Genomic DNA, 22,274 nt, shown 5'->3' with positions numbered 1-22,274 from the left:
GGTGATCTCACTCTTCCCACGGCGGCTGGGAAAGCTGCAGGTCGACAACAATCCTGCGTTCCTCTGCAACCGCCAGATAGGGTTCGGAAAACGGTCGCCGGACCAGTTCAAGCTGGATGCGGCTGCCGAGCGCGCCGGGTCTGAGCAATATCAGCGCCCGTTGGCCGCCGGGGGCAATCACAGGCTCACCTTCAATCAGGCCCGCACTTGCGGCCGCCGGCTGGAAGCCCAGCCATTCCTTCTCAACAAGTTTCCAGCGCCTCGTGCCAGGCAGCCCGTCCGGGTCGGGCACGCTTTCGGGATAGAGCCTGGCACGCGACAACGGCTCGTCCGCATCGACGAGGATGGCCGTCGGTCGGCTGCCCCCAGGGGCAGGCTCCCAAAGCACCGTCACCTTCGGCGTCCGCGGCGCTCCGTCGACATCGAGCCCGGCGCGGGCAAAAGCCTCGTCGAGTTCCTGGCCCATCGGGGCACGGCCGGCGAACGGCGCCAGATGTGTCATGGTCATGCCGGCCTGCAGGGCACGATGGCCGGCCGTCAACCCGCCGAGCGAAACGCCGAAATCCGTCATCGTGGCATGACCGCCGGTTGAGAAGTGGCGACGGTAGATGAACGGCGTCTCGTGCGTCGCATGCTGACCGACCGGCACCGCTACCACGTCCATGATGTAGTCGGTGAAAGGCTCCAGCGGTATCGGGATCACGACCACCGTCTGGCGCGTACGGCCACCGTCGATCGGGATGCACTGGCCATCAAGGACGCCGACGAGGGCGTCCTCGAACGGTGACAGGACCAGCGCGCCCGCACCGGCGAGCGTCGCTGCCGAGATGTCGAGCTGACCCGCCGTTCCATCCTGTCCCGGTGGGTGCCGCCCGGAGGCCGCCTGAAAGCGGACCTTCAGCTCCTTGCCGTAGGCGCCGTAGAGACGATCGATGTCGGCGGTGGCGAAGACCAGGCGCGGGGGTTCGCCGCCGAAATAGTGCGTCTCGCCTTCCATCGGCGAGGTCATCAGCACGAACGAGTCCAGCCTCGCCGGTGCCTCAGCATCGGTGCGGAACCAGAAGCTCTGCTCGCCCTGTCCGGTCTTGCCGGAACTTTCGCGCGTCCCAGCCCAGCCGAGACGACAACGATAGAGTGAGGACGGGAAGAGGAACGCGTTGTCGGTACTCGCCGGCCCGAGCGATTCAGTGACGATCTCTCGCTCCCGGTCGATCGTGGTGCTGTCATGGTCAAAACGACGCGTTTCGGACTGGCGCAGCAGTTCGATTGCGGCAAGGTAATAAGGCAGCAGAAATGGACGCACCTGAGGATCGGAGCGCTTGACGCCGATCTCCACCCGCACGGCCTTATCATGTGGACCAAGCTCGACCAGCGCCGCCATATAACGGCCGAGCCGCTTGTCGCTCCTCAGAAATGCGAGCACGTCGGTGATTCCCGCCGCCCAGGGCATGTCGGGGCGACTCCATTCTTCAGGCAGCTCGCGTGGCGGGAGGAAATCGTCGGTTGTGATGGGGCGCGATTCCAGCTCGTTTCCGCCCTCGTCCAGCACGCGGATGACGATCGTCGCCGCCTCGTCGATCGGTGTGACGAACAAAAGTAGCCGCAGTCGGTCAAACCCGCCTGTGTCAAGCACCAGCGTGTCGTCCAGCGGTCCATGTACGATGCCGGCCTTTTCGAGCGCTTCTCCAACCAGCTTTTCCTTCAGCGGGCCGGCGAAGCGCACGAGGGTACCGTCGTCAAGCTGAGGCGATTGCAGTACCCGCGCTTCGCATGCGCGTTTTTCGCCCGCAACCAACGTGCCGACCGGCGAAAATGCCCCCAGGATGTCAGCCCGAGATACCTCCTCGCCGCGGCCGAGCGCGGCTATCGCCGCGAATTGGTCGCGCTGCGGCTTTGCCGTCATGTCGGCAAGCGCCTTGGCGTGCACTGCCTCTGGAACCCTGAAGGGCTTGACCTCGTCGGAGCCCACAAGTGCTGCCAGGACCGTGTCGTCCGGCGCGAGCGAGAACCCGTCCCGACCGCCGGTGCCCTCGTCGCGCACGACCGGACCGCGGCCGCCGACGCGCACGATCTCGGCCAGGTCACGCAGCGGGCGCGTGCGGCGGATGCAGGGAACTGCACCTCCCACAACGATCGCCGGCAAAATGCCGCGCGCGGCATCCACCCACGCTATACCGCTGCGCCACTTCTCGTAGACGACGAGCCTGGCATCTGCCGCTTCGGAACGCCGCGTGCCATCAGGATCAGGCCAGGCGATGCCGGCAAGTTCCCAACCGGATGCGCTCGGGCCAAGCGGTTCGAAACGGAAAGTCCACAGCACCGCGGCGGGCGGGGCGGCGTCGTCGCAGATTGTGCCCCAGCGGTCGCGGATCGTCTCGGTACGCTTGTCGCTCGTCTCGATCGCCTTGGGCGCGGGGTCGAGATCCCAGGTCAGCAACGCCAGTTGGGCCGCTGAAGGGTCTCCCGTCGCACCCTGCTGCGTCCACCAGCGCGTCGGTGTGCCGATGCCGAGGACGGGCGGATGCACCACCGATCCGTCTGGCGCCACGCGTTCAAGCTCGAGAACCTGCAGCCCGTAGCGATAGCGCTCGCCGCCGCGGTCCACGAAGCCGCTGCCGGTCAGGTTCGGCGGCGGCTGGAGCGCCGTCCCGAAGAAGGCAGCGCCCTCGATCGCGGGCGGCGCCAACATGGTGATGACAGGGATGGAATCAATCGGCACCACCGGCAGCGGCGCATCGGCCGCCGGCACGCCGACGTTCTCATGGGCATCGCCCAGACTGCCGTCGATGGGACGGTCGACGCCGGTTCCCTGGGTCAATGCGGGCGAACGACTCTTGAGCGCCACCTTGCCGATCAGTCCCGGCACGTTCGGTTCGATCCCAGGCGACCCGAAGGAGATCGACACGCATTCGCTGATTTCGAAGAAGAAGAAATCGACATGGCCGCACGCCTTGCCGTCGACCCGAACGGCGATTGGCAGGGGGCCATCCTGCTCACGTACCGTCACTGTCAGGTGGGCATCCGCCCCGACCGAAACGATGAACAGGCGAAGTTCGCCATAGACGCTCATGGTGCCGGAGATCAGCATCGGGTCGAAGCCGACCACGGCGTCGAAGCTGCCGCCGACCTTGAGATAGAGACCGATGTCGGTATCACCCCAGATAAACGAAGCCCCGGCCCCGATGCCGATGCCGAAGCCCGTAATGGCCGGCAGCGCCTTATAGGCGGGAAGCCCCTCCCCGCGCACCATGAGGTACCCGGTGCCGTCGACGATGCCGAGTACGCGCACCACTGCAGGTCCAGGGCCAGGGATGTCGGGTCGGGAGCCGAGGTAGAAGTGCCATTTGCGCAGGTTGCCGGTGGAAAAAAAAGCCTCCGCCGGGATCTTGATCTCGATCAGCTTCTCGATCTCGTAGGTGGCGTAGATGCCGATCGCAATGTGCTGCGGGGTGATCTCCAGGACGGCCAGGACGCCACCAACGCCCCCGGCCTCCTCCATCGCCGGCGGCGGTGTCAGAAAGCGCGCATTGAGCGCGATCAGGATGTTTGGCCCCGGCAGTTCCAGAAGCAGCGTTCCGTCAAGATTGAGGAGGACACCGCCTTCCATAGTGCCGATTATGGTCCCGACACCGAACGACCAGCGGTCGATCCTCGGCTCCCACAGAATGACGCCGTTTTCGCCCTTGAGCAGGTTCGGTCGCCCCTTTGCCGCCTTCAGCCACTCGATAGATGGAACCGATTTGTCAGCGCCGATCGGCGTGCGCGCATAGTGCATGCCAAACAGGCCGCGGAAGCCGAATATACCCAGGCCGGTCGAGCCAAGCGGGATGCCGACCGGCAGGAGAAGGTCAAGCCCGACGAAGAGCCCGGTCGCCGGGCCGCCTTCGGCTGCGGAGATGTCCGCGATTTCAAGGGCTCCAGCGACGCGCAACCCGATGGCGCGGACCGTCAGGTCGATCTGGCCTCCTATCTTGGTCTTGCTGATGGACAGGTAACCGTCGCCGACAAGTGCCCCGGGAATGTCGACACGTGCCCCGATGGAGGTAATCTCAGGTGGTCGGGGCTGGTCGAGATAGGCACGTATGCCCAGCCTGTCGAATGAGACGACGCCGAAATCGACACCCATTCCGATCTCGACCTCGAAGGTCATCGGATTGATGCGTGAGAGCCGCGCGCCGAGTATCTTGAAGATGCGGTCGAAGGGCGGGCGCAGCATCAACCCGCCGGAGTTCTGCAGGCCGATCGTGTAGCCGCGCGAACTGTCGAAGACCGGCCTGAACTCGTAACGCGGCGCGATCGGGGCACCATCATCGTCAAAGTCTGAAAGCCGCACGCCGATTGCCTTGTAGCGGACGGAGAGCGGTGCGGCAGGGTCGATGCGGACAAGCCAGTCATTCTCGGAAGGCAGGGAGGCCGACCAGCACGCCTCAAGGTCGAAGTAGACGTTGCCCTCGCTGCCAGCCACATGCCAGCGCGCCAGATACTCAGCACCATGCAGGATGACGCGTTCGACCGTGAACCATGGCAGCGCGGCGATCAATGGTGGAAGGGCCAGCTCGACACCCGTGATCACGGCATCGACCGGCGAGCCGACATCGCGGTCGGCAGCCTTGGCAAGCAGCGGCCAGAACGAGATGTATGAGCCCAGCAGGTCGCGCCAGAAACTCTGCGTCCTCGCCTCGCCGGGAAGCCAACCGACGGCGAGCAGGCCATCGGTGTCAGACGGGTCGGCGCCGATTGAGAACGACACCACCGTCTCGCCGGTCATCTCGTTTTCCTGCAGCAGGAACCGGAACGCGGTGATGCCGTCACCCGGATTGTCGGGTGCAAGCGGCACACCCCGTTGCAGGGTGCGAACACGTTCGGCCGGCTGCCCTTGGACCTGGCCCGTATTGCGCAGTTTTTCCTCGGCGGCGGTCTGAACATCGATCTCGCCGTCGATCTGAATCGCAACAAAGCGGCTTTCGATCACTCGCAGCTTGACGCCGGCACTGCGGAACCAGTCGGGCCGCTGCGGTGGGTTCGGAACTGGCGGGTCAATGACCGATATCACTGGCGGCGTCCCGCCGCCGGACAAATCGCGGGTCAATGTTGCATCAGAGGCGCGCGGCGGACGGCTGGGGTCGGGATTGAACTTGATCTCGGCCTTCCACCAGTCACGATCGGAAGGCGACTTGTGTGTCATCCAGGCAGCCTTCCAGGCAGGCAGCGCGACGTAGTTCTCCTTGACGGGTGGCTCGGGGTCTATGCTGGGCGAGAAGCGGCCCGGGTAGTGATGGTGGATCAGTTCGCGTACTGCGATCGCACGTCGGCGAGCGAGCTGGTAATTGTGCTCCAGCTTGCTCTCATCGTCCTCGAAGCTGGCATGGCCGACGATCTGGATCTGCGTGATGGCGGGATCGATCGCCTCGAAGATTGCAGGATGGTTGCCGCCCGTCAGCGGCCGGTGGCCGCCGGTCTCGCGACCAGAACCTGGCGATTTGCCGCGCGCCAGGCTGGTCCACACCTGGTCGTTGCTCGCCGGCAGCACGGAGGCAAGGATCTGCGGCTCAGCCGCGCCCGCGCCCGGCTTCGGCGGAAGGTCGAAGTAGAAATAGACCGGCATCGCCTCGACCGTCATGCCTGGGATGCTCGCGCGAATCTGGTGTGATGCGCCGGCCACGACCTCGACTGTGAAATTCGGTCGCGGCGTCGTTTCGGCGCCGTCAAGCGACCATCGCACGTCGCGCTCAAGAGGCTCTGTGGTCAACGTGACGTAGCGGTCGTTCTGCTCCTTTATGACAATGCGTGGGCTCGCGCCGGCGGCAACGGCGATCGTGGCCGGCCTGGCAGGTTCGGCGGCGGTGCCAGGGGTGACGACAATGGTGCGCGGATCGCCCCTGCGCGCGGCGATCGTCAGCGCGGCGCTGTCCGGCGCGCCGGACGTTGCGTCCGCAACGGCGATAGCGATTGTGGCCGTGGGATTGGCCGACAAATCGATCTCGAAGATCCGACCGGTTGCTGGCGCAGCACCGTCGACAGAGACCGACACGGCATAGGGCGTGCGCCCACCCGCCACGTCCACAACCATCCGGGTGATCGGCGGCACCACGGCGGAGGCGGAGGCGCCGTCCCGCTCCAGGAGGCCAAAGCTCCGGCCGGAGGCGTCGAAGAAGCGTGCGCCCACCGTCAGGTCACCGCTGCCCTGGTTGAAAATCCTGCCCTCGAAGTCGCCCGAAATGCCGCCGTTTGGACCGAAGCCGAAGAGGAAATCGCGCACGCCAAACTGATACGCGAAACCGTTGCGGCCGCCGGAGACAAACACGCGCAGTTCCGGCAGGTAGATGCCCTGCCAATCGTCGCCGACGCCGATCCGCTCCAATACGTCCGGAGGGGTACTTTCGGTGGACAGGTCCAGCGTCCCGCCACGGAACCCGATGCCGATGTCGGTGCCGTTTACGAACGCATAGGGTGGAACCATGGATATGAATTCGGATGTGGCAATGTCAGTCGGGTCGTCGAGGCTCTCGACACCGCTCGACAAAAGCAGGAAGCGCAGCCTGCCGTCACCCTGATCGTGGGCAAGGCGAAAGCGGAGTTTGGGGAGATTCAGCACCACTTGGCTGAAAGTGGTGTCGGGAACCAGAAGCCCGTCATCGGTCATCCGCGCCGGCCGCAGTCCGCCGGGCCGGAAGGTCGGTGCGTTGACGATAAGGTCCAGGGTGAAGGCCGACGCCGGAAAGTCGGATGGCGGCGCGTCGAGGGGGACCGGGTCCCAGTCGGCCAGAACCGCGCGAGCGGCGGCAAAGTTGGCATCGCCCGCAAGTTGCGCCGCGCCTGCCGCAATGATCGTGGACGCGGTGCGCGGCACATGCAATTCGAAGCCGATGCTCGTCTCCGACAGATCGAAGACGGGGTCGCGCTGCGCCGGGTCGAAGGGTGGATCGGTCTCGTCGTTTCGGAACTGGAAGAGCGCACCGTTGGGACCGGGAATGCTCAGCCGGCCCTGAAACTCGGCGCGGCCGCGGATGGAGATGCCGAAAGCGTCGCTTGCCGTCTCATGCTCGACCACGCGTAGGACGGAAAATGCCGCGTGGAACGCGTTCAGGTTCTGCCCCTTCAGGAAGTAAGGAGCGACCAGATCACTGAGCGCAAGGCTCTGTGGCACGAGAACCTCTCCGCCCCCGCGGCACTTGTCTCGTCGTTAGGCTGTTGGAAAAGTAAAGTGTCGATATGATCTTCTTCTGTTTTGGTAATCGTTGTCAATCACCTTTGGTGATGAGCTTATTGGATGAGGCACGCCATGGTTTGCCAGTCGGCCTCGAGAGCAATATTGCTACGCTGATTATCCGGTTGTAGCCGCCGATGCGCTTTGCCAGTTGATGACGTGCAGCTTGACTCGGGAACGCGTGATCACCCGCGCCGAGGTGAGGCGTAGCGGGGAAGGGAACTCCAATCCGCGTCCGATTGAACTGGCGAAACATGGGTGGATGAAACAACGGCACAGAGTGCGATGGCCACGGACGGAACTTACAGCGCCGTTGGAGACTTTCTGTGTCAAACCGGAGAACCGCAGATGTTTCGATTCATCAGCATTCTATGCATTGGCTACTGTGTGTACAGAGCCGTCCAGGAAAACAGACCCCGTCAGCCAGTTGCGCTTATCCCCGATTTCGGCAGCACACGCAGGCCGAGGAAATCAAGGCCTGCCAATCGTGGATAGCGCGAGTCCCGTCGGAGAAGAACTGATTCGCGGGCCTTGCCTGCGAACTGTCGAAGGCGGCTCCCGTTGCCGCCTGCCTCTTCCAGCCTAGGTAAAGATATCATTGCGGCGGGCCAGCAAGTGCGCGGGTCTCGCGCAAACCTATAGCTGCTGTGGGTGCGCTAAGGGCCGGACCGGCTGCGAGCTTGGCTTTCTCCCGCCGTTCGGGACGGCTCGCTGCCGGTTTTCCCCATTCGGTACTGATTTCAGCCAGGTGGAGCAAAGGCTGCTCCCGGCCCTTTCGGTCCAGAAAGCTGCTTCTGGATCGATGCCGGCGTTGGCCAGCCTATCGTGGAAGGGAATTGTGGCCGGTCGATCCAATCCGGTCCAGCTTGTCGGTCTCGAGCGATCGGCGCTTGATCAGTCGCGGGCGGTCAAGGATAGACTCTTGAGGCTAGCCGTGCGGGGCGCCTTAGCGGCAACCGCCGACGCGGATTGAGCCGCTCACGTCAGGCGAGGAGCATACCGCCGGATTAGGGCGCTTCTACACTGCAATCGCCGGCAAGCAGGCTTGCAAATCAACCGCCACGGCTCGGGGATAGCGCCGATATACGAGACGTTCGCAAGCGTCCAAACGTCAGATGCGAGATCAGCAGTGGGGCCCCGGTCAAGGGGCCCCTTTTTTTCACTGTGCCGGCCATCTAGCCGCGCTGTGTCCAGAACTCATCGGTCCTGCGTCGCTCCTCCATCATTGTGGCCGGATTGCGGAGCCGGTCCGGATCGACCGATGGGGCCTGTTCAAGTTCCGCCTGCGTGCGATCTACGACGATCGTATTCATTCCCGGAGTTGCACGCAGTTCATTCCATGGTACCGCATAGTAGTCTTCGCCGATCCCGAGGACGCCGCCTCGGGCTACGATAAGATGCGAGGGTGTGCCTGACTTGGGATCGATGACCACATCATTGACGCTCCCGAGGTCTTGATCCTGCATATTCCGCACGTCAGTCCCGGTGATGTCTTCAACGCGATAGGTAGCACTGCCGGGGGCATCCAAGGGTTCAGCGAGCGCCAGCTGTTCCTGCCGCCAGGTCGTGACTGACGCGGGGTCCACCCCCGCATCCCGCAACTCCTGTGAGTAGCTGTCGTAAATCTCGTTCATCTTGGCTACGATGTACTCGCAACCCTCATTGTCGCCGCGATGAAGCAACACTCGGCTAGCTCCATAGAGCGCTCTGATCTGGTATCGTGGCGTATCAATGCCGATCACCTCCCCGCGCGGGTCCTGCATCATTCTGGCGGTTGTGTCGTCGGTCGTTGACGGCGAGTTTGCCGGTGAACGAGTAGCTTGCGGCCCAGGCGGCGTGCCATACCCGCCAGTACCCCAGCCGGTAAGCCAGAACTCGTCCTCATTCATCGTTGCCGCGAAGTCGTTGATCTCCGTCAGGCACGATTCAGCCAGCTCTGGCTTTTCCTCAGAGGAGGTCTGTGCGGCTGCGCCCGTAGCTGTCACGGCAATGAAGCCTGTTGCGATCGCGGTTGTGGTCAGCGTTCTCATTAACATAGTGGGTCCACCCTTCTATTCGAGGTTGGTTGGGCACTCTCGTGGTGCGGTGATACGGGGCCAACCGAATGCGCTCCGCAAAAGTTCCAAAATGAAATGTAATGTGAACGGCCGTCCGGGGGCGGGTGTGCGAATTGACCGATAGCCGGGATGCCTCAACATTCGTCGGCAAGATTGCTATCATCACTGGCGAATTGATAGGTGCCCCGGAAATGACACCCACATCGGGGACGGCCACTCGACGCTACTAGCACCTTGCATCAATGGTTGAGGCCGACGCAACAGCGCGCCGTAGTGACGTGGCCGACATGAATAATGTTGGCTGGCAGAACGCCATGTCGAAACCCGACCCTAGAGAAGTACCGTCACTTCAGTCTTTCTGATGCGACACCGCTACCGAGCGATGACCGGCGCGCACGACGCGACACTCGTCTCGTTGTTACCCTGAGGGAAATATATAGTGTCGATATGATCTTCTTTTGTTTTAGTGATTGTTGTCAATCAGCGTCCGTGCCGCCGGAAGTCAACGTCAATGAGACCCTTCCGAGCGCAGTTGAGATGTTCGTCCTGTGGCCGAAGAAATCAGCGTAGCGCGGTAATCCGAGAGCCCCTGCCCTCGGCGATGGCTTGTCGAAATGAAGTCAGAGGATCCGGAGTTTCCAGTCGGTCGCTGCGATCGTCGGTTGCTCAGCTATTCGCCATTCTCCAACATCTTGTCGAGTCCGAGATCAGCAGGATCTATTTCGAGATTCCGAATGCCATGAGACAGACCCGCGTAGATCTGCGTTCTGGCGCCGTCTTCGATCTGACGTATGCTCTTGCGGATCGCTTCGCGCCAAGCGGGCCCGCGCTCCCAGGCCTCAACGAAAACCTCGGCCAGGTCCTCCGCCTGATGCTGGGCAATCATGACCTCCATGATCGTTGCAGCCTGTGCGAGATCTTTGCGGCTTTTTGCCGTGCCATCGCCGTCGGTCCGGCGCCGGCTTGCGACTATCAGCTTGTGAATTGCGTATCGTTCAGGTGCGGGCAAGTTCACCGGAACGCCTGCCCCGTGCAGCAGAACGGCACGGATCGGATTATATATCAGGAAATCCAGAAATCGCAGCGGTTGCGCCGACGCGCCTCCAAGTGAAGGCATTGGAGCAGGGCGTCCGCCATATTCTTCCGATCCTGTATTCGGCGTCAGAAATTCCACTTTGTATCCGGCGCGGGACGTATACTGCGTTGTGAAGCGACCGTCATTTTGATGTGGTATCTCTCGAAAGGTTGGATCCACTTGCTTCAGCGTCTCAAGCACCGGCGGCATTTGATCTTCGACGGCAACCGAGATCGAATGGAATTGAGCAAAATCCGCATCGGCGGTAGCCATGGAGGTGCGGGGCAGACGGACCCCCAGAACCGCCGGATAACATTGGTAGGCGACGGTCCCAACTAAAACACCACGAAGCCGAAAGAAGCCTGCATCGGCCAACGCTTGGACAATCTCGCCGACGCCTCGTTCAGGTCGTGGCAAATATGCTTGACGAACGAGCGTAGAGACCAGTTTCCTGCGTTCTTGGAGGTCGGTTTTCAGGTCCTTGAAGTTGTCCACCCGTTTGGTGACCTCAGGATCGTCGACAGGACCGACATAGGTTCGCTTCTTTCCCCCCTGCCCGTCAGGCATGTCGAAATACCAGTAGCGACGGCCCTTTACCGCAGCGGTGACGAAGCGGCCGTCAGCGCTGAACTCAGAGGTGAAAGCACCATCCAATGCGCGCTGAGCCAGTTCTGAGTAGATGGTTTGGTAGCTGTGAGAGATGTGCTGCATTTGCGTTATTACCGTTTACGCGAAAGTGGTAATAGCACAGCTGCATTGCAGGCGCCAGATGAGTTATTACCATATCAGCGAAAACGGTAATAACTTTATGCCATTCTCTTACGCGCCATTTCGATGAAGGCGCGCAATGCGGCCGACTGGTTCCTGCGGCCAGGATAGTAAAGGCAGAGGGCAGCCGTCGGCGGCGTCCATTCTTCCAGAAGACGCTCCAGCCGTCCGGCGACGAGGTCGTTGCGAACGTCTGCTTCCATGAAGAAGCCGATCCCAATCCCGTCGTTTACCGCGATCAGCGCAAGCGTCGTCTCATCGAGCGTGATCTGACCGGTGACGTCGATCTGCATGGGGATGCCATCTTTCTCGAAATGCCACCGATAGAGCGCACCGTTAGGAAGGCGAACTCGAATGCAGCTATGGCCAAGGAGGTCCGGCGGCACCTGCGGCCTGCCGTGGACCTCAAGGTATTGCGGCGTCGCGACGACGGCGAAGCGGCGGGCCGGCCCGAGCGGTACCGCGATCATGTCGCTTGGTACCAGGTCGGCTGTCCGAAGGCCCATGTCGAACCCTTCGGCAACGATGTCGATGAGCCGGCCTTCGGTAACCAGATCAACATGGACCTGCGGGTAGCGCCGCAGGTATTCGAGCACCAAAGGTTGAAGAATCTCGCGCGCGCCGCTTGCAAACGCATTGATACGTAGCGTGCCGGATGGTGTGTCCTGCTGCGATTTAACGGCAGCAATCGCCTCCCGGATATCGCGTACCGCCGGCGAGACCTGGTCAACGAACGTCCGGCCTGCATCCGTCAGCGAGACACTACGGGTAGTACGGTTAAAGAGGCGCACGCCGAGCTGCCTCTCAACCTTGCCGATCAGGTTGCTCAATGCCGTGGTTGACAGGCCGAGTTCGAGGGCGGCCGCGCGGAAGGAACCGCGCGTTGCAATAGCAAGAACCGCTTCGAGTTCGGTTAGTCCATGCCGCGACATTGTTCAGCTTTTCGTAATGTGATGTCCATCTTTATCCCAATTATCGCGATGCACGTCGAGCCTTATGTTGGTTCCATCGGAGTGCACATGGAGAGAGACGATGGACCTACCGAGACCGATCGCTGGCTATTTTGAGGCCGATCGCAGCCGCAACGCTGATGCCGTTGCAATGTGTTTCACCGCCGATGGTATGGTGAAAGATGAGCGCAAGCTTCACGTCGGACCTGACGCGATCCGCCGCTGGACGGCTGAAGCTTCCACGGCATACACCTACACGGTTGAGCCGCAGACCATTGGAACGGAGGGAGATCGGACGGTCGTGAAGAGCACGGTCACCGGCAACTTTCCGGGCAGTCCGGTCGAGCTGAGGTATTTCTTTGTCCTCGTAGGCGACAGGATCGCCGAACTGGAAATCGTGCCATGATCCCTTTCCTCAGCCTTGAGGGAAAACGGACGCTCATCACATCTGGCACGCGGGGCGCTGGGGCGGCAACGGTGCGGCTTTTCCGCGAACTCGGCGCCGAGGTGATCACTAGCGCCCGCACACGGCCTGACAAGCTCGAAGACGGTGTGCATTTTGTTGGTGCTGACCTGACCTCGGCAGCGGGCTGCGCTACCCTTGCAGCCGCAGTACAGGAGCGCTGGGGCGGTGTCGACATAATCGTCCACATGCTCGGCGGTTCCTCGGCGCCGGCCGGAGGGTTCGCGGCGCTCGATGATAGAGAATGGGGGCGAGAGTTCGACCTGAACCTCATGCCGGCCGTTCGGCTTGATCGAGCGCTGCTGCCGGGCTTGATTTCTCAAGGTGGTGGCGTGGTTGTGCACGTCACCTCGATACAGCGCAGTTTGCCGCTGCCGGAGGCGACAACAGCCTACGCGGCCGCGAAGGCTGCGCTCTCGACTTACAGCAAGGCGCTGTCGAAGGAGGTTTCCCCGAAAGGTGTTCGCGTCGTGCGCGTTTCGCCAGGCTGGATCGAGACCGAGGCGTCTGTGCACCTTGCAGAACGTATCGGCACGCAGGCCGGCATGGACGTTGAAGAGGGCAAGCGGCGCATTATGGCCTCACTTGGAGGTATCCCGCTTGGACGGCCATCCTCGCCGGCGGAGGTCGCGAACCTGATCGCATTCCTTGCCTCGGACCGCGCCGGCAGCATCACTGGCGCCGAGTACATAATCGACGGCGGAACAATCCCGACCGTCTGACCGTGTAAATCGACCGCACGACATTCAGATCCACGGCTGTCGGCGGTTGATCACCGCCGACAGCGCCCGAGGCATGGAACATCCGAAAGACGGAAACGTAGACGCGATCCAAGGCGGTCGGGCAACGCTCTTATGTGCGCCTCAAGTTCCTCACAAAACGGAGATCAATCCGATCACCGGCTTCAGCCGCCATCTTGAGCCCGGCGGGCGCGTCCCACGTCAATCGGTTTGCTACTGATAAATCCCTCTTTTCCTGATGGACCCAAAGTCGCTGGTTCCGCGTTTAGGAGGCTCGGATCTGGGCGCATGAGGAAATGATGGCCGGACTTCTTGCGAGCTACGAGGCTCCAATTGCCCTCGGGCTCGTATTTTTGCTCTTTGTCATGTTCGTCTGGGAGAAGTATCCGGCCAACGTCACCGCATCCGCTGGGGCTGCGCTTTTCCTCGTCCTCGGCTTTGTGCCAACTGACAAGGCAATGGCGGTATTCTCCAATTCCGCACCTTTGACAATTGGTGCGATGTTCGTTCTCACCGGTGCCCTGGTGCGTACAGGTGTCCTGGAGAACGTCGCCGGAGTGGTGCTCGACCGCTCCAAGAAATACCCAAGGCTGGCGCTGGTCGTATTCTTACTGGCCGCGCTCGCGGCCTCCGCCTTCATGAACAATACGCCTGTCGTCCTGGTGTTGATCCCGATCGTCATCCGTCTAGCCGCTGCGCTCGACATTGCATCAACACGGCTTCTGATACCCATATCATATGCGGCCATTCTTGGCGGAACGCTGACTTTGATCGGCACGTCGACCAATCTTCTGGTTGATGGCGTTGCTCGCGAACAGGGGCTGGCGTCTTTCTCGATCTTTGAGATCACACCCGTCGGACTTGTCGCCGCCGCGACGGGCATTATCACCATGCTAGTGCTCGGCAAATTCCTATTGCCGGACCGACGAGAGGAAAATGGAGACCTGTTCGCCGATGGCGACGGCGAATTTCTCTCGGAGGTTACGATCCTGGCTGACGGCATCTATACCCAAAAGCCCATCGAGGAGATTGCCGACTTCAACCAGCCGGGCGTCCGCATTACGGGAGTTCGCACCGACGGCAACGTGGTGCGGAAGAATTACCAAGACATCGTCCTTAAAAAGGGCGATTCCCTCATAGTCGTCGCCAAGTCGCAGGAGCTGTTGACGCTAAACGAGCGCGAAGGCCTACGGGTAGGGCAACGTCGGGGGGCAGCGGGCGACGGCGAGCGGATTGCCGTGGAGGCTGTGGTCGCGCCCGGCCGGATGAGCCAAGGCACGCCTCTTTCAAGCCTGACGCTGGGTCGTCGCTTCGGCGTGCGGGTTCTGGGTGTCCACCGGCATAAGCATGTCGCCGGTCCCGATCTCGGCACGACGCGACTGCGGCCTGCGGATAAGCTGTTGCTCGAAGGCACGCCTGAAGCACTCGACGAGCTTTCAGATCAGAGCGAACTCGTCTCCGTCACCCGCTCGACGGCGCGCGCGTTCCGCCGCACCAAGGCTCCTTTGGCACTGCTGGCGCTTGGCCTGGTCGTCGTCCTTGCAGCGTTCAATGTGATGGATATCGGGATTTTAGCGATGATCGCAGTGGCTGCCATTCTCGTGCTGCGCTGCATCGATGAAGACGAAGCATGGGGCTCGATCGACGGTGGAATCCTCATCCTCATTTTCGCAATGCTGATCGTCGGTCAAGGCCTGCAGGAGACCGGTGCCGTGATGCTTGTTGTCGAGACGGTCACGCCAGTCATGTCGGTGGTCTCACCTTTCGTCGCCTTGCTCATTGTCTACGCGCTCGCCTCAACGTTGACCGAATGCGTGACGAACAACGCAGTCGCGGTCATCTTCACGCCCATCGTTATCGGGCTTGGCCAACAAATAGGGATCGAGCCAAGGGCGCTCGTTGTAGCAGTCATGTTTGGTGCAAGCGCGAGCTTTGCGACGCCCATTGGCTATCAGACCAACACGCTTGTCTATGGCGCCGGCAACTACAGGTTTAGCGACTTCGTCAAGATCGGACTCCCGATGAACATTGTCGTCGGACTAGCATCCTGTTACGCGATCTATCTGTACTACGGTTTGTGATCTTGCACGCCGCCCCAAATGGACTCGCGGGCAAGTGCCGCCGAACTCGACCGTCCAGGATGACCCCGCAGCCACGCGGGTGGCTGGTCCGTTCCCCTCTCGGCGAACACGGAACCGATTCCGATCAACACTGCGCGGCCGGTGAGGAAGGTGTTGATCCCTTCGGACAGATCCGCCAGATCGCAACATAGCTTGGTCTCCCCGATCCGGCCAATGTCGGCCGCAATGACCACCGGCGTCTCTGGCGGCATGCCATGAGAGATCAATAACGAGGCGATCGAGGAAGCTGTCCGTCCGCCCATGTAGAAGATCGTCGTGGTCGAGGGGTCGGCTATCGCCATCCAATCGATATCATCAGGTAGGCCGCCATGCTGTGAATGCCCAGTGATGAAACGAACCGATCGCGCCTTGTCACGGTGGGTGAGAGAAACGCCAAGAGTGGCGGCCAATGCGAGCCCAGCAGTGATCCCTGGCACCACGTCGTAGCCGATGCCATGCCTTTCCAGTTCAGCTATCTCCTCGCCTGCCCGCCCGAATATCATCGGATCACCCGACTTTAGCCGCACTACGCGTCGCCCGGCCTTGGCGAGCGACACCATCATGGCGTTAATCTCGTGCTGCTTGCAGCTTGGGCGTCCCGCACGCTTGCCGACCAGAATGCGCTTTGCCTCGCGCCGGGCCAGCTCCAGCACCGCGTCCGACACGAGATCGTCGAACAGGATGACATCGGCTGCCTGCAGCGCGCGCACGGCCTTGAGTGTGATGAGTTCCGCATCGCCGGGCCCTGCCCCGACGAAGGTGACATGGCCGCGACCGTCGAAGTCTTGCAAACCGTGTAGCAGGGCGACTTCGTCGGATTCATCCGGCGCGGGGCCGAACGCACGGTCGACGAAGCGTTCCCAGAACCGGCGCCTTGCCGGCCCGGCCGGCAGCGCCTCGGCGACGCGGTTGCGCCACTGCCGCGCCAACCCGGCCCAAGCAGCGAGTGTGGACGGCAACAACGTCTCGATGCGACGACGTATCGCCTGCCCCAGAACCGGCGCAGCGCCAGACGTCGATATGCCGACGACGACCGGCGAGCGGTTGACGATGGTTCCGAACTGAAAGTGGCAGTGCTCCGGCCGGTCGATCACATTGCACGCAACGCCCGATGCGCGCGCGGCACGCTCGAAGGCCATCGCCTCGTCCTCGTCTTCGGCGTCGCACAGCGCCACCGCCGCTCCTTGAAAGTCTTCCGCTCGCCAGCTTCGCGGATAGTGGCGGACGCGCGTGTGGCGGGCAATCAATTCTCCCATGCTCTCTGAAAGCCCGCCGGCATAGAGGTCGACTTCGGCGCCTGCCGCCACCAGCAATTCCGCCTTCCAAGCCGCGGCCTCGCTGCCACCGGCGACGATGGCCCGCTTGCCCGCGAGATCGAGGAAGACGGGAAGGACGCCCAGCGAACCGATGCGCGGCGCCAGATCACTCGGCTGCCTGGAGACTATGTTCATTCAGCAGTTTCCTGATTTCCGAGCGGCACGAGCCACAATTGGTGCCGGCGCGAAGCTGATGGCCGATTTCCTCTACGGAAGCGACCCCGCGCGCAGCCACGGCCGCTATCTGACGTTCGCCGACGTTGAAGCAGGAGCAGACGATGCGGCCGACCGACGGCATCGGCACCGGCGACCGTCCGGACAGAAGCGCCATGCGCTGCGCCGGCGGAAGCGGATCGCGCGAACCAAGCAGCGAGACGAGCCAGTCGCGCGGCGGAAGCTGGTCGGGCGGTGCGACCAGAAGTGCCGCGGCGAGAGCACCGGCCGCATCGAGGGCCGCGGCACGATAGGTCAGGCCGCGCCGGTCGGTGTATTCCATCAACTGATCGCGCGGGAACCCGTCCAGCAGCCGTCGCGACAGGAGGATGCCCTGGTCCGGCGTCTCGGTGCCGCACAGTTCGTAGACCCAGCCCCCGTCAACCGGATGCCGCGTCCAGTGGACGAAGCCGGTCGGCCGAAGTTCGCGCCGTGTCATCAGCACCCCGGACCAGGCGATGGCTTCGCGTTCTATGCGTACGGGAACGTTCTTCAGTTCCGGCTGGCCGGAGAACGGATCGGTCAGCGGCGTGGCGAGCGACCCCGCGCCCGCATTGGCAGCAAACTGGCCGCTCCAGTGCATCGGCAGGAAAGCGGTACCCGGTTTCTGGCCGTCCGAAACCCTGACCCGCGCGCGGGCAAATCCGTAGCTGCTCGACAGGTGCGCAATATCGCCGTCCTTCAGTCCCTGTCGATGCGCGTCCCGCGGCGCGATGTCGAGTGTCGGTTCGGGCGCGTTCGCCATCAGCCGCGGAACCCTGCCGGTCCGTGTCATGGTGTGCCACTGGTCGCGCAGCCTGCCGGAATTGAGCGCAATCGGGCGCTGAGCATCAACCGGCAGGGCCACAGCTTCCTGGCGCACGGCGACAAAGCGCGCCCTTCCGCCCGGCGTCGGGAACCACCCTTTGTTCAACAGGCGCTCCGCCTGCTTGCCGTTACTCATCTGCGGCCACTGGCGGGGGGTGAACCGCTCGTAGTCGGCATCGGCAATCTTCGCCAATGCACCGATGTCGAACAGCCTTTCGCCCTGGTTCTCGAAACCCGACAAGCGCGCATGTTCGCGGAAGATGTCGGCCGGCCCTTCATAGGTGAAGGCATCGCCGAAACCCATGCGCTGTGTGACGTCGCAGACGATGCGCCAGTCCGGCCGCGCCTTGCCCGGCATCGGCAGGAACGGACGCTGGCGCGACATGCGGCGTTCGGAATTGGTGACGGTTCCGCTCTTTTCTCCCCATGCGGCGGCGGGCAACAGCACGTCGGCATAGCGGGTCGTATCGGTGCGGGTCACGTCCGAGACCACGACGAACTCGCATGATTTCAGGGCCGTTCGCACGCGCGTGGCATCCGGCATCGAGACCGCCGGATTGGTACCCATGACCCACAGCGCCTTGACGCGCCCGTCGCCGGCGGCGCGGAACATGTCCACCGCCTTGAGACCAGCCTTCCGCGCCATCGCAGGGGCGCTCCAGAACCGTTCGACGCGCTCGACGTCTTCCGGCCGGTCGAAATTCATGTGGGCGGCAAGCTGGTTGGCCAGCCCGCCGACCTCGCGCCCGCCCATCGCATTGGGCTGCCCCGTGACCGAAAACGGCCCCATGCCGGGCTGGCCGATGCGACCGGTCGCAAGGTGACAGTTGATGATGGCGTTGACCTTGTCGGTGCCATGCGCCGACTGGTTCACGCCCTGGCTGTAAACGGTGACGGTTCGCGACGTTGCGGCAAACAGCTCGTACAACAGCCGCACGTCGGCTTCCGCCAACCCGCATCCGGCGGCAACAGCGCCGGGCGAGGATGCTTCCGCGCTCGCGACCGAAAGCGCTTCGGCAAAGCCGGTCGTCGAAGAGTCGACAAAATTGCGGTCGATCACGCCGGCAATATCGAGATGGGCCAGCAATCCGTTGAACAGGAGCACGTCGGTGCCGGGGTCGACTGCGAGGTGCAGGTCGCATTCCTCTGCGGTGGCCGTGCGCCGGGGATCGATCACGACGATCTTGGTGCCCCGCGCCTCGCGAGCCGCCAGCAACCGCTGATAGAGGATCGGATGACACCATGCGGTGTTGGATCCGGTCAGCACCACAAGGTCGGCCTGATCGAGGTCCTCATAGGTGCCAGGGACGATATCCTCGCCGAAGGCGCGGCGATGGCCGGCAACCGACGACGCCATGCAGAGCCGCGAATTGGTGTCGATGTTGGCCGAACCGATGAAGCCCTTCATCAGCTTGTTGGCCACGTAATAGTCTTCGGTCAGCAATTGCCCGGAAATGTAGAACGCGACCGAATCCGGTCCATGTTTTTCGATGGTTTCCGAAAAACGGCGCGCGACGAGGTCCAGCGCCTCGTCCCATGGCGCCTCGCGGCCGCCGATCTCCGGTGCAAGCAGCCGTCCCTCGAGGCCGGTCGTCTCGCCCAGCGCCGAACCCTTCGAGCACAGCCTGCCGAAATTCGCCGGATGGTCGGTGTCGCCGCGGACGGTCACGTTGCCGTCCGCGGCGACACGCGCCAGCACGCCGCAACCCACCCCGCAATAGGGGCAGGTCGTCCTCACTTCGGTTGCCGGCAGATCCTGCATTGCCGTCACTCCGCCGCCATCAGTGCGCGCTCGAGCCCCAGCAGGATGCGCCCGTCGATCACCCGCACAGGGATGGTCTTGACGGAGCCCTCATCCGCACCCAGCGCCTTGCCGGTTTCGAGCGAAAACACCCAGTTGTGCAGCGGGCACGTCACCGCGGCGCCGTGGACGATGCCCTGGCTCAGCGGACCGCCGCGATGCGGGCAATGATCCTCGATTGCGTAGATCTCGTCGTCCGCCGTGCGGAACACGCCGATACGGCCCTGCGGCGTGGTCACGCAGCGTGCCCCGCGCGCCGGAATGTCCTCGATAGTGCCGATTTCATGCCAGTTCATCGCGTCACTCCGCTGCCTGCTGGAAGGAAAGGGCCGCCATTGGCTGGAACTCGTGCTTGTCCTTGCCGGACACGCGTTCCGACCACGGATCGACCTGCGCGAATTGCTGGCTGTAGACGAAGCGGTCGTAATAGGCCTTGCGGCGTTCGACATCGTCGAGCAACTGCCGCCGCACCTCGTCATATCCGATGCGCTTCGCCCACTTGTAGATGCGCTCCAGATAGCGGGCCTGCTCGCGATACATCTGCGTCAGCGCGACGATCACCTCGAGCGCCTCGTCCTCCGTCTTGACCAGACCGAGAACCTCGGTGCCCTTGATATCGAGCCCGGCGGCTCCGGCGAAGTGAATCTCGAAGCCGGAATCCACGCAGATGACGCCGACATCCTTGCAGGTGGCCTCGGCGCAGTTTCGCGGACAGCCCGACACCGCCATCTTCACCTTGGCGGGTGTCCACGAACCCCACATGAACTTCTCGATGCGGACGCCGAGACCGGTGGAATCCTGGGTGCCGAAACGGCACCAGTCCGACCCCACACAGGTCTTCACCGTGCGCAGCCCCTTGGCGTAGGCATGGCCGGAAACGAAACCCGCCTGCCCGAGATCGGCCCACACCGCGGGCAGGTCCTCCTTCCTGATGCCCAGCATGTCGATACGCTGGCCGCCGGTCACCTTCACGGTCGGGATCGCGAACTTGTCGACCACATCGGCGATGGCCCGCAATTCCTTCGAAGAGGTGACACCGCCCCACATGCGCGGCACGACCGAGTAGGTGCCGTCCTTCTGGATGTTGGCGTGAACCCGCTCGTTGATGAAGCGCGACTGGTAGTCGTCGGCATATTCGTCGGGCCAGTCGGCGACGAGATAGTAGTTGAGCGCGGGCCGGCATTTGGCGCAGCCGCAGGAGGTCTTCCACTCAAGCTCCTGCATCACGGCGGGGATCGTCTTGAGACCCTTCGCCTTGATGAGCCGACGCACCTCGTCATGGCCCAGTTCCGTGCAGGAGCACATCGGCTGAACCGCAGTGGGGTTGTAGCTGTCGCCGAGCGAAAGCTGCATCAGCTTCTCGACCAGCCCGGTGCACGTGCCACAGGAGGCGGACGCCTTGGTGTGGGCGCGCACGTCGTCCAGCGTCGTCAGTCCCTTGGAGGTAATGGTTGAAACGATCTTACCCTTGCAGACGCCGTTGCAGCCGCAGATTTCCGCATCATCCGCGAGTGCCGCAACGGCCGCCAAAGGGTCCGCCGAGGCACCCCCCTGAAACGCCTGCCCGAAGATCAGCGTGTCGCGCATCTCCGACACATCGGTCTGCTTCTTCTGAAGGTCGGCAAACCATGCCCCGTCCGCCGTCTCGCCGAACAGCACGGTGCCGATGATGCGATCGTCCTTGAGCACGACGCGCTTGTAGATGCTGGCCGAAGCGTCGCGCAGCACGATTTCCTCGCGGTCGTCGCCATCGGCGAAATCACCAACGGAGTAAAGATCGATGCCGGTGACCTTCAGCTTCGTCGGCGTGTCTGCATGGGCGAAATGGTCCTCGCCGGTTTCGGCCAGCGCGGCCGCCGCCACGCGCGCCATCTGATAAAGTGGCGCAACCAGGCCGTAGACATGCCCGCCCACCTCCGCGCATTCGCCGAGCGCGAGGATATCCGGATCGGACGTGCGCATCCGGTCGTCCGTGACGATGCCCCGGTTGACCGTCAGCCCGACATCCTTTGCCAGCGTCACGTTGGGCCGGATGCCTACTGCCATCACCACCAGCGTGGCTGGAATGACCGTGCCGTCGTCGAGTTCGACGCCCTCGACCTTGCCATTGCCGACGATCTGCTTGGTGTTTGCCCGCGTGACGACCTTTATGCCCCTTGCCTCGACCGCCCGTTGCAGCAGGTAGCCGGCGGCAGGATCGAGCTGACGCTCCATCAGCGTCGGCATGACGTGGAGCACCGTCACCTCCATGCCGCGCTCCTTCAGGCCGGCGGCGGCTTCGAGGCCGAGAAGGCCACCTCCAATCACAACCGCCTTCTGGCGCGACTGGGCGGCCAGAAGCATGGCGTCGACGTCGTCGAGATCGCGGTAGGTCAGCACACCCGGCAGATCGTTGCCGGGCACCGGAATGATGAAAGGGACGGACCCAGTCGCGATCACGAGCTTGTCGTAGGATTCCGTCACGCCATGGTTAGACGTCACCGTCTTCGCCTCGCGGTCGATGGCGACGATCTTGTGGCCCTTGTAGAGCACGATGCCGTTGGCGACGTACCAGCCATCGCCATGGATCACGATCTCCTCGAAGCTCTTTTCGCCCGAAAGCACCGGCGACAGCATGATGCGGTCGTAGTTCACGCGCGGTTCGGCGTTGAAGATCGTGATGTCATAGCGGCCGGGCGCGGCTTCCAGCAGATGCTCCAGCATCCTGCCGGGAGCCATACCGTTGCCGATGATGACGAGTTTCTCTGTCATGGCCAT

General features: G+C 62.8%; 11 protein-coding genes. 3 read left to right on the top strand and 8 right to left on the bottom strand.

The window, feature by feature from the left end; translation table 11 throughout:
* Positions 1-7: 7 nt before the first annotated feature.
* From ACVJNE_RS20580 to ACVJNE_RS20565, 4 genes are all read right to left on the bottom strand, one after another.
* Positions 8-7,147: a hypothetical protein gene (locus ACVJNE_RS20580; RefSeq protein ID WP_499568626.1), complete on the bottom strand. Its 7,140-nt coding sequence runs from the start codon at positions 7,145-7,147 to the stop codon at positions 8-10.
* Positions 7,148-8,382: 1,235 nt separating this feature from the next.
* A complete protein-coding gene (locus ACVJNE_RS20575) occupies positions 8,383-9,237 on the bottom strand; it encodes a PRC-barrel domain-containing protein (protein ID WP_499568625.1) in 855 nt (284 codons plus the stop codon).
* A gap of 697 nt (positions 9,238-9,934) precedes the next feature.
* Entirely contained in the window at positions 9,935-11,050 is a 1,116-nt protein-coding gene (locus ACVJNE_RS20570) for a nucleotidyltransferase family protein (RefSeq protein ID WP_499568623.1), read from the bottom strand.
* 95 nt (positions 11,051-11,145) lie between these two features.
* On the bottom strand, positions 11,146-12,039 hold the full coding sequence (locus ACVJNE_RS20565) for a LysR family transcriptional regulator (protein ID WP_499568622.1): 894 nt from the start codon (positions 12,037-12,039) through the stop codon (positions 11,146-11,148).
* Between the two features lie 100 nt (positions 12,040-12,139).
* Between ACVJNE_RS20565 and ACVJNE_RS20560 the strand changes: the two genes are divergently transcribed.
* The 3 genes from ACVJNE_RS20560 to ACVJNE_RS20550 all read left to right on the top strand — a co-directional run bounded on the left by ACVJNE_RS20560 (position 12,140) and on the right by ACVJNE_RS20550 (position 15,341).
* Positions 12,140-12,463: a nuclear transport factor 2 family protein gene (locus ACVJNE_RS20560; protein ID WP_499568620.1), complete on the top strand. Its 324-nt coding sequence runs from the start codon at positions 12,140-12,142 to the stop codon at positions 12,461-12,463.
* Positions 12,460-13,242: an SDR family oxidoreductase gene (locus ACVJNE_RS20555; RefSeq protein ID WP_499568619.1), complete on the top strand. Its 783-nt coding sequence runs from the start codon at positions 12,460-12,462 to the stop codon at positions 13,240-13,242. Before ACVJNE_RS20560 ends, ACVJNE_RS20555 begins: the two co-directional genes overlap by 4 nt.
* Before the next feature lie 317 nt (positions 13,243-13,559).
* On the top strand, positions 13,560-15,341 hold the full coding sequence (locus ACVJNE_RS20550; RefSeq protein ID WP_499568617.1) for a sodium:proton antiporter: 1,782 nt from the start codon (positions 13,560-13,562) through the stop codon (positions 15,339-15,341).
* On the opposite strand, the gene cysG is transcribed toward ACVJNE_RS20550, so the two are convergent.
* From cysG to nirB, 4 genes are read right to left on the bottom strand one after another with little or no spacing between them, the layout of a single operon-like run.
* Positions 15,329-16,831: a siroheme synthase CysG gene (gene cysG, locus ACVJNE_RS20545; protein WP_499568616.1), complete on the bottom strand. Its 1,503-nt coding sequence runs from the start codon at positions 16,829-16,831 to the stop codon at positions 15,329-15,331. The two genes, ACVJNE_RS20550 and cysG, sit on opposite strands and share 13 nt — an antisense overlap.
* On the bottom strand, positions 16,803-19,478 hold the full coding sequence (locus tag ACVJNE_RS20540; RefSeq protein WP_499568614.1) for a nitrate reductase: 2,676 nt from the start codon (positions 19,476-19,478) through the stop codon (positions 16,803-16,805). The genes cysG and ACVJNE_RS20540 overlap by 29 nt, the downstream gene beginning before the upstream one ends.
* A gap of 5 nt (positions 19,479-19,483) precedes the next feature.
* A complete protein-coding gene (gene nirD, locus ACVJNE_RS20535) occupies positions 19,484-19,813 on the bottom strand; it encodes a nitrite reductase small subunit NirD (RefSeq protein WP_499568612.1) in 330 nt (109 codons plus the stop codon).
* A gap of 4 nt (positions 19,814-19,817) precedes the next feature.
* Positions 19,818-22,268 carry a nitrite reductase large subunit NirB gene (gene nirB, locus ACVJNE_RS20530; RefSeq protein ID WP_499568611.1) on the bottom strand — a complete coding sequence of 817 codons (2,451 nt, stop codon included), beginning with the start codon at positions 22,266-22,268 and terminating at the stop codon, positions 19,818-19,820.
* Positions 22,269-22,274 lie beyond the last annotated feature (6 nt).

This window comes from Mesorhizobium sp. DxT (assembly GCF_058448885.1).
Note: the sequence above shows the minus strand (reverse complement) of the source record. Positions and strands in the feature narration are given on the sequence as shown.